The sequence below is a fragment of the Bartonella sp. TT119HLJHH genome (genome assembly GCF_042193385.1).
In the GTDB taxonomy this organism is placed as follows: Bacteria; Pseudomonadota; Alphaproteobacteria; order Rhizobiales; family Rhizobiaceae; genus Bartonella.
On the sequence record NZ_JBHILS010000032.1, the window covers coordinates 1 to 6,213 of the forward strand.

The following is a 6,213-nucleotide window of genomic DNA, read 5'->3' on the forward strand; positions in this document are numbered from 1 at the left end:
AGCAATATTTTTCAAGAAATTGCAAAAGCGGCTTTTGAAAGCAAAAAAGCAGAGTTGAAAAATGAAGGTAAAAACGGTCGCTGGTTTTCTCCACTAGAGTTGCACGTTATTCCACACATAGGCAAATTACCTATAGAAAAATTAACAGCCAATATCATCCGCAATGTTCTCTCACCCCTTTGGCATGAAAAAGCAGACACAGCGCGAAAAGCACTTAACCGTATCAATATTTGCTTGAAATATGCTGCGGCTCTTGGTTTAGATGTTGATCTACAGGCTTGTATGAAAGCACGCGCTCTTTTAGGAAAACCACGTGCGACATCAACAAATATTCCTGCTATGCCATGGCAAGAGGTTCCGGCATTTTATCAAAGCTTGGATGATAAGATCCTTTCAAATTTAGCACTGAAGTTATTGATTTTGACAGGCGCACGGTCATATCCATTGCGCTATTTGCGTCTTGAACAAATTGACAAAAATATATGGACGATACCAAAAGAAAACATGAAAGGTATTGTAGGGAAAGTTTCAGACTTTCGCGTGCCACTAAGTGATGAAGCTTTGAGAGTTATTGAAAAAACTCTCCCCTTTGAAAAGAATGGTTTTCTCTTTTCTGGTCTTAGAGGCAACCCCATTTCTGATGCCACCATGGCAAAGTATATGACAGTTTGCGGCTTAACCTATCGTCCCCATGGTTTTCGTTCAAGCTTACGGGACTGGATAGCAGAGACAACGTCAACACCATTTGAGATTGCCGAAACTGTTCTTGCACATACAGTTGGGAGTTCAGTGACGAAAGCCTACATGCGAACGGATTTTTTAGAACAGCGACATGTTCTCTTGGAACAATGGGCGTCTTTTATATCAGGAAAGGCTTGACAAAATTAAAAATAGAGAGTCTTTTCTCAGAAATTTTTCTCAAATGATGTAAGTGCCTGAACTGGATTCTTTTGCAGCATTTACGTTTACTTCACTTTGAAATAAAAGGAAAAAGTTGGACGATGTTTAAAACATTACTCGCCTTTTAGCTAGAGAAGATTAAAGAGAGATTCCAAAGTGTGATTCATATATTAAAGTAGACTTTAATATAGAATATTTGTCAGTTTACCATGTTAATATTATGATTCGATATTTTGTATTGTTGGTTAAGAGTAATGATAAACACTAAAGAATTTTCTTTAAAAACACTTAAACTTGATCTAGAAAATCCTAGAATTCCCAGATTCACAAGTGAAAAGGATGCTATAAATTTTCTTTGTATTACAGAAAAAATTTTGGAATTGTCCGAAGATATTGCTGAAAACGGGTTGTCTCCATTTGAAAAGCTTATGGTAATACAAGATGGAGAGAAGTACGTTGTTAAAGAAGGTAATCGGCGGCTTGCTGCGCTCAAACTTCTTGATAATCCAAGTCTAGCTCCAGAGCATCTAAGTAAAAAGATCGCTAAATATAGTGCTGACCGTAAAATTCACATAACTTCTGTAGAATGTGCTATTGCTTCTGACATAAAAGAAGCAAATCACTGGATGGAGATAAAGCATTTAGGTCAAAATAATGGAAAAGGTGTGAAGCCATGGAATGCTATACAAAAGTCACGTTATTCGCCAGACAATCCGAATAGATTTGCATACCTATTATTGAATCATCTGTTGGAGGATCCTTCATTAGATTATGAGATAACGACTGTCACACGTTTGATTTCTAAAACAACTTTTTTTGAGTATACTGGAATTTATTATAATCAGTTGGAGGACAAGCTCATCTTTTCATGTTCATATGAAGAAAATTCTGCACTTGATAATTTTTTGAAACAATTTGTACAAGATATACTTGAAAAAAAGATAAATTCTCGTTCTTGCAATAATAGAAAAGATATAGAAAAATATTTTGAAATCTTATCTCGCAAATTTGGTCTAACTAAATCATTTGATTCTTCTAATCTAACTAATTTATTTAGTTCTTCTAAAAAGCTTGCTAGAAAAGGCAAGGATAAAAAAGAAACAGAGTATTCTAAAAGAAAAGATAATCTACCTACAAGCGATGCGAATAAAGATGGAAATTATCCAAAACAAAAATTATTTCGCCGCATTTATGATGAAGAAATTGCAGATCAGTTGCAGAAATTAGGTATTATAAAACCCATCAGTATATATTCTTCAGTAAAAAAATTAGGTACTGACGCTGATACACCTCTTGTGTATATAGCGTTTAGTTGTTTATTCGAAGGGCTGACAGGCTTTTTAGGCCGAGAAAACAAATCTTTTGATAATTTTTTAAAGGATAAGTTTTCAAAGTATTGTCGATTATTAAAAACCGAACTTGACGATACACAGTATATAAATGAAAATGAGAAAGCTATTTTAGACACTCTAGCGAAGGTTAGAATGCAAGCCAATACAGCTAAACATGCCTTCCGTTCAGCACCCTTGAGTTATCTAGAGGTTCTCAGTGATATACAAGTATTAAAGCCAGTGTTAATGCAATTAATCAATGAAGTGTATGACAAAAAATTGCAGAATGCTCGTCAAATGCTTTAGCCATTGCTGGCCAATATGAACAAAATATGATAACATGGCTTTGTTTTAATACTGTAAGGTTTACAGAGATGGCTTATAATTATTCTCCATTAAGGTATCCTGGTGGCAAGGCTGCACTCTATGGAAGAATCAAAGAAATTTTTGAGAAAAATGGATTAAATGGATGTTCTTATCGTGAGCCTTTTGCTGGTGGGGGCGGATTGGCTCTAAATTTTCTTTTAAATAACGATGTTAAAGATATCTACATTAATGATATTGATCCGTTTATTTGGAGTTTTTGGTATTGTGTTTTGCACAAGACAGAAGAATTAATAGAAAAAATCAATACAACGACCATTAACTTAGAAGAGTGGTATAAACAAAAAGAAATTTCTCCTGAAAACGCAGACGTGCTTAGCGTTGGGTTTGCTGCATTTTTTTTGAATCGCACAAACAGATCTGGAATCATTAAAAATGCTGGTCCTATTGGAGGAAAACAACAAGTTGGGAGTTACAAAATAAACTGTAGATTCAACAAAAGGGACTTAATTAGCCGGATTAGAAATATAAGTGTACAAAAAGATAGGATATATTTAACTCGTTTAAATGCACAGGAATTTTTGCTGCGTTATGGAACTGATGAAAACACCTTTTTTTATATGGACCCTCCTTATTTTAAAAAAGGAAAAGAGCTGTATACTTCATTTTATAAAGCTAAAGATCATTGCGATTTAGAAAGTATCATTTCTAAACATGTGAATGCGCTTTGGTTAATTACTTATGACAACGTAGAAGAAATTAAATTCTTGTACAATCAATATCCTAAAATAGAATTTAATATACGGTATTCTCTACAAAATAAGAGACAAGCTCAAGAACTGATGATTTTCTCACCAAAGATCAAAATTCCACAATCATTAGAACAGAATATAACATCACTTTGTAACGTGGCTTAGCTGCTTTCATAAACAAAATTTGTTCTCTCTACAAGCTTTGAAAGTTTGATTGCTGTCAGTCAATTTCATATTTTAAGGAAAGGTTTGGTGTGTTTAACTCTTTGAGAACCACTATTTTAAATGGGCGAAGACATTCTCTATCGCCTCCATGAGACGAGCAAAATTAAGAAATCATTTTCTAAAGAATTTCGCGCGTCTCAGAGTATGTTTAGAGTTGGATATTTGGTTTTTGTGTAAAAATACTTACTAATGCATCTATAATACGTGAAAAATCAAGCGCTAATAAGAGTATAATGAGTACAATCCATTTCGTATAACGAGACATCACTTTTACACTTTTGTAGGTCATGATGATTTCTTGAAGTATTTCTTTTTCTGCTTCTGTAAGCTCTATATCGTCTTGTGTTTTTTTTCTAGCCATGTTTCCACCCACACACGCGTTCACCTAGATTATTGTGCTTTAAAATTTCTCTTGCTAAGTTTGAACTGATGGTGTTCAGATCTTTCCGGCTTAAATAAATTGGCAACCAGCCAATACAAGAAGAAGCATATTTATTTGTCGCGCAACCAGTCAGAGAGAGCAGCATGCACATCAGCATCACTTTTTTGATTAACTTCATTTTCCACCTCCAGCCGTGTTGTGGCTGCTTTTAAAGCTTTTTCTGTTTGCTTTTGTTGCTCTGCTTTTTTCCCAAGAGTAAAAGCTCTTGCTAATGCAATAAAAAAAGCGGCTAAAGCCGCGCCTGTTAGCATCAGATTTCTTTTCATCCATAAGATCATAGGCGGTGCTCCTGAAAGCGTTTAGCAACAAAGAAAATACCAGCACATGCGGCTAAAACCATAATGGTTGCCAAAGCCCATTGGATTGGTCCATTTCCTGCTAACAAACCACCAAGCCCAGAAAAAGAGCCAATAATCGGTGCAAGGGCTTCTGCTTTGAAAAAACCTGTTGGTGCTTGCGTTTCGACTGTTTGGTAGTTAGAGGAAACAAAAGCACCTTTCGCCCATAAGCCTGTTTCTGCCGCACGCCGGTGTGCTAGACCTTCAAGACGCTTTCCGCCTGCTTTGGTCCATTTCTGTAGCTCGGCAGGGACAGCTTCATATTCACCTTGATTGAGCTTTTTTAACAGTGTCGAGTTACAAAAGGCTCCTGTTCCTACATTATAGCAAAAGGACACTAACGCCGCGAATTGTTCATCCGTTAATGAAACTGTAACCGCGCGTTCAACAGCATTTTCAAATTGTCTTAAGTCTTGACAAAGAAGTTCTTCAGCTTGCTTTTCAGTGATTGTCATGCCTTCGTAAATAAAAGGTTTTCCAGCACTGTTTGTATGTCCATAACCTATTGTCCATACCCCAATGGCATCTTTATAGGCGTTCAAACGCAAACCTTCCCATTGTTTAATAAGTGCTAGTCCTTCTGATGATATTTTTCGCATATGCTTCTCCATAAAAAAAGCTCCGCAAAAAGCAGAGCTGGATTAAAAAAATTGACATCTTTCTCATTCGGAAAGATAGCTTGGTTAAGCTTCATGTCGCTTTTTCATTGGAACAAAAGAATGTATTTGACATTGTAATAATTGTATCTTATAAGTTACAAATGTTTACAGTATACAAAACAGAGTATTTTATAAAATGGCTAGATTCTTTAAAAGATGAGATTGCGCAAGCGCATATTGTTAAACGGATAGCAAGAATAGAAACGGGATTTCTTGGAAATGTAAAATTTTTCCGTGGAATTGGAGAGTTAAAAATACATCATGGTCCTGGCTATAGAATCTATTTTGTAAAACAAGGTAAACAAATCATTTTGTTATTAAATGCGGGTGATAAATCTACACAACAAAAAGATATCGAAAAAGCTCTTCAATTAGTAAAGGAAATGAAACATGGAAATTACTAAATTTGACACAAGTGAATATTTCAAGACACCTGAGACACAAAGGATTCTTTTAGAAGATGCTCTTGAAAGCAAAGATAGTAAGTATCTTGCCCATGCTCTTGGTATAATAGCGAAAAACCAAGGAATGAGTAAAATCGCCCAAAATACAGGGCTATCAAGAGAGTCTCTTTATCGTTCTTTAAGTGATAAAGGCGACCCACGGCTTTCTACTTTTCTCAGTGTTTTGAGTGCTTTAAATTTGCAGATTAGCTTAACGCCTATCCAAAATAATTGTAAGGAACAAGCAGCTTTAGAAGAAGCATCTTGACTACCTCCCCACCTTTAAAGATGGGGAAGGGAGGTATTTAAGCAATCTTTTAAATGAGGGGCTCTACATCTGGTTTATAACCTATCATGTATCCTCTTCGTCCATATGGATGACGCCTTCGCCTTCGTCGCATGCGTTTGGTGGGGCGTTTGGGTCAAGGGTATCATCTTTGTCTGGTGTGGTGTTTGCAACGTTTCCAGCTGTGTTTTCTTGGGCTTCATCAAAAAGTTCGCATTCTATTTTTGTGGTGTAACCACCCGTTTTATCAAGTTTGTGCTTAACACTTTTGATACGCCATTCTGCTGGAATATAGGGGCGGAAAGGGGGCTCTTGAACAAGCTTTGCTTCTGCTTGCACAAACGGATCACCACCGATATCACATGAGAAAGAAGACTTACCGCGTGATGATTTATTGCGATAAGCAGCAATGGCTGCAACAGCCTCTGATTGGTTATGGTAGGTGTATTTGAGTTCATGAAAAGGCTCTTTACCAACCTTGACTTCCTTTTTTTCACCAGTGCGGATATCATG

General features: G+C 36.2%; 8 protein-coding genes and 1 pseudogene. 5 read left to right on the forward strand and 4 right to left on the reverse strand.

What is annotated here, in order from left to right; all coding sequences use genetic code 11:
* The 3 genes from ACFIJL_RS08360 to ACFIJL_RS08370 form a co-directional block, all read left to right on the forward strand.
* A partial coding sequence (locus ACFIJL_RS08360; protein ID WP_375624184.1) for a tyrosine-type recombinase/integrase occupies positions 1 to 879 on the forward strand: 879 nt, incomplete at its 5' end.
* A 275-nt stretch (positions 880 to 1,154) separates the two neighbouring features.
* Positions 1,155 to 2,537, forward strand: a complete 1,383-nt coding sequence (locus tag ACFIJL_RS08365) for a ParB/Srx family N-terminal domain-containing protein (protein WP_375624186.1) — start codon at positions 1,155 to 1,157, stop codon at positions 2,535 to 2,537.
* Positions 2,538 to 2,605: 68 nt separating this feature from the next.
* On the forward strand, positions 2,606 to 3,472 hold the full coding sequence (locus ACFIJL_RS08370; RefSeq protein ID WP_375620555.1) for a DNA adenine methylase: 867 nt from the start codon (positions 2,606 to 2,608) through the stop codon (positions 3,470 to 3,472).
* A gap of 208 nt (positions 3,473 to 3,680) precedes the next feature.
* On the opposite strand, the gene ACFIJL_RS08375 is transcribed toward ACFIJL_RS08370, so the two are convergent.
* The 3 genes from ACFIJL_RS08375 to ACFIJL_RS08385 all read right to left on the reverse strand — a co-directional run bounded on the left by ACFIJL_RS08375 (position 3,681) and on the right by ACFIJL_RS08385 (position 4,911).
* Positions 3,681 to 3,893 (reverse strand): hypothetical protein, encoded by a 213-nt coding sequence (locus ACFIJL_RS08375; RefSeq protein ID WP_375624188.1) that lies wholly within the window; start codon positions 3,891 to 3,893, stop codon positions 3,681 to 3,683.
* Between the two features lie 131 nt (positions 3,894 to 4,024).
* Positions 4,025 to 4,252: a hypothetical protein gene (locus ACFIJL_RS08380; RefSeq protein ID WP_375624190.1), complete on the reverse strand. Its 228-nt coding sequence runs from the start codon at positions 4,250 to 4,252 to the stop codon at positions 4,025 to 4,027.
* Positions 4,249 to 4,911, reverse strand: coding sequence for a lysozyme (locus ACFIJL_RS08385; RefSeq protein WP_375624192.1), 663 nt, complete (start codon positions 4,909 to 4,911; stop codon positions 4,249 to 4,251). The genes ACFIJL_RS08380 and ACFIJL_RS08385 overlap by 4 nt, the downstream gene beginning before the upstream one ends.
* Before the next feature lie 161 nt (positions 4,912 to 5,072).
* On the opposite strand from ACFIJL_RS08385, the gene ACFIJL_RS08390 reads away from it, so the two are divergent.
* Positions 5,073 to 5,375, forward strand: a complete 303-nt coding sequence (locus ACFIJL_RS08390; RefSeq protein ID WP_375624194.1) for a type II toxin-antitoxin system RelE/ParE family toxin — start codon at positions 5,073 to 5,075, stop codon at positions 5,373 to 5,375.
* Positions 5,362 to 5,682: an addiction module antidote protein gene (locus ACFIJL_RS08395; protein WP_273783426.1), complete on the forward strand. Its 321-nt coding sequence runs from the start codon at positions 5,362 to 5,364 to the stop codon at positions 5,680 to 5,682. The genes ACFIJL_RS08390 and ACFIJL_RS08395 overlap by 14 nt, the downstream gene beginning before the upstream one ends.
* A gap of 84 nt (positions 5,683 to 5,766) precedes the next feature.
* On the opposite strand, the pseudogene ACFIJL_RS08400 reads toward ACFIJL_RS08395, so the two are convergent.
* Positions 5,767 to 6,213: pseudogene (locus ACFIJL_RS08400) on the reverse strand (late control protein); the annotation flags it as partial.

What these genes read in the sequence shown, in the direction of transcription:
- ACFIJL_RS08365 (WP_375624186.1), top strand. Translation starts at nt 1,155, where the DNA reads ATGATAAACACTAAAGAATTTTCTTTAAAAACACTTAAACTTGATCTA.
- ACFIJL_RS08370 (WP_375620555.1), top strand. Translation starts at nt 2,606, where the DNA reads ATGGCTTATAATTATTCTCCATTAAGGTATCCTGGTGGCAAGGCTGCA.
- ACFIJL_RS08375 (WP_375624188.1), bottom strand. Translation starts at nt 3,893, where the DNA reads ATGGCTAGAAAAAAAACACAAGACGATATAGAGCTTACAGAAGCAGAA.
- ACFIJL_RS08380 (WP_375624190.1), bottom strand. Translation starts at nt 4,252, where the DNA reads ATGATCTTATGGATGAAAAGAAATCTGATGCTAACAGGCGCGGCTTTA.
- ACFIJL_RS08385 (WP_375624192.1), bottom strand. Translation starts at nt 4,911, where the DNA reads ATGCGAAAAATATCATCAGAAGGACTAGCACTTATTAAACAATGGGAA.
- ACFIJL_RS08390 (WP_375624194.1), top strand. Translation starts at nt 5,073, where the DNA reads ATGTTTACAGTATACAAAACAGAGTATTTTATAAAATGGCTAGATTCT.
- ACFIJL_RS08395 (WP_273783426.1), top strand. Translation starts at nt 5,362, where the DNA reads ATGGAAATTACTAAATTTGACACAAGTGAATATTTCAAGACACCTGAG.